Source organism: Melaminivora alkalimesophila (assembly GCF_000282995.1).
GTDB lineage: Bacteria > Pseudomonadota > Gammaproteobacteria > Burkholderiales > Burkholderiaceae_C > Melaminivora > Melaminivora alkalimesophila.
Genome location: NZ_ALEE01000127.1, coordinates 1 through 1,190 on the forward strand (window position 1 = coordinate 1; position 1,190 = coordinate 1,190).

The window sequence follows — 1,190 nt, forward strand, 5'->3', positions numbered from 1 at the left end:
AAGCGGCGGCCGACCCAGACCACATCCGCGCCGACCTGCAGCGCGTGCTGGACCGCCACGCGCGCACGCTCGACGCCGCCCGCCCCGAAGCGATGGCGCGGCGCCACGCGCAGGGCGGGCGCAGCGCGCGCGAGAACATCGCGGCGCTGTGCGACGAAGGGTCGTTCATCGAATATGGCCAGCTGGCCGTGGCCGCGCAGACGCGCCGGCGCAGCATGGAGGACCTGATCGCCCACACCCCGGCCGACGGCATGGTGACGGGCATCGGCAGCGTGAACGGCGCCGACTTCGGGGCGGAGCGCACGCGCACCGTGGTCATGGCCTACGACGCCACGGTGCTGGCCGGCACGCAGGGCATGCGCAACCACGCCAAGACCGACCGGATGCTGGGCATCGCCCTGGAGCAGGAGCTGCCGGTGGTGCTGTTCGCCGAGGGCGGCGGGGGCCGGCCGGGCGACACCGACATGGCGATCGTCGCCGGGCTGCACGTGCCGACCTTCGGCGCCTACGCGCGGCTGTCGGGCCGGGTGCCGGTGGTGGGCGTGGTGCACGGGCGCTGCTTTGCCGGCAACGCGGCGCTGCTGGGCTGCTCGGACGTGGTCATCGCCACGCGCGCGAGCACCATCGGCATGGGCGGGCCGGCGATGATCGAGGGCGGCGGCCTGGGGAGCTTCCGCCCCGAGGAGATCGGCCCGGCGCCGGTGCAGCACGCCAACGGCGTGATCGATGTGCTGGTCGAGGACGAGCACCAGGCCGTGGCGGCGGCGCGGCACTACCTGTCCTTCTTCCAGGGCCGCGCGCGCCAGTGGAGCGCGCCTGACCCGCGCCGGCTGCGCGCCGTGGTGCCGGAAAACCGGCTGCGCGCCTACGACACGCGCGCCGCCATGGCCGGGCTGGTGGACGAGGGCAGCCTGCTGCCGCTGCGCACCGGCTTCGGCGTCGGCATCCACACAGCGCTGGCGCGCATCGAGGGCCGGCCGGTGGCGCTGCTGGCGAACAACCCCGCGCACCTGGGCGGCGCCATCGACGCGGCGGCGGCCGACAAGGCGGCGCGCTTCCTGCAGCTGGCCAACGCGCATGGCCTGCCCATCGTCAGCCTGGTGGACACGCCCGGCTTCATGGTCGGTCCGGAGGTCGAGAAAACGGCGCAGGTGCGCCACGTCAGCCGCTTGTTCGTGGCGGGGGCCCAC

1 protein-coding gene is annotated in these 1,190 nt (G+C 74.9%); it reads left to right on the forward strand.

All coding sequences use genetic code 11. The features are described 5' to 3' along the window. Positions 1–1,190, forward strand: a 1,190-nt coding sequence (locus A612_RS01860; RefSeq protein WP_019372917.1) for an acyl-CoA carboxylase subunit beta, incomplete at both ends; no start/stop codon positions are given.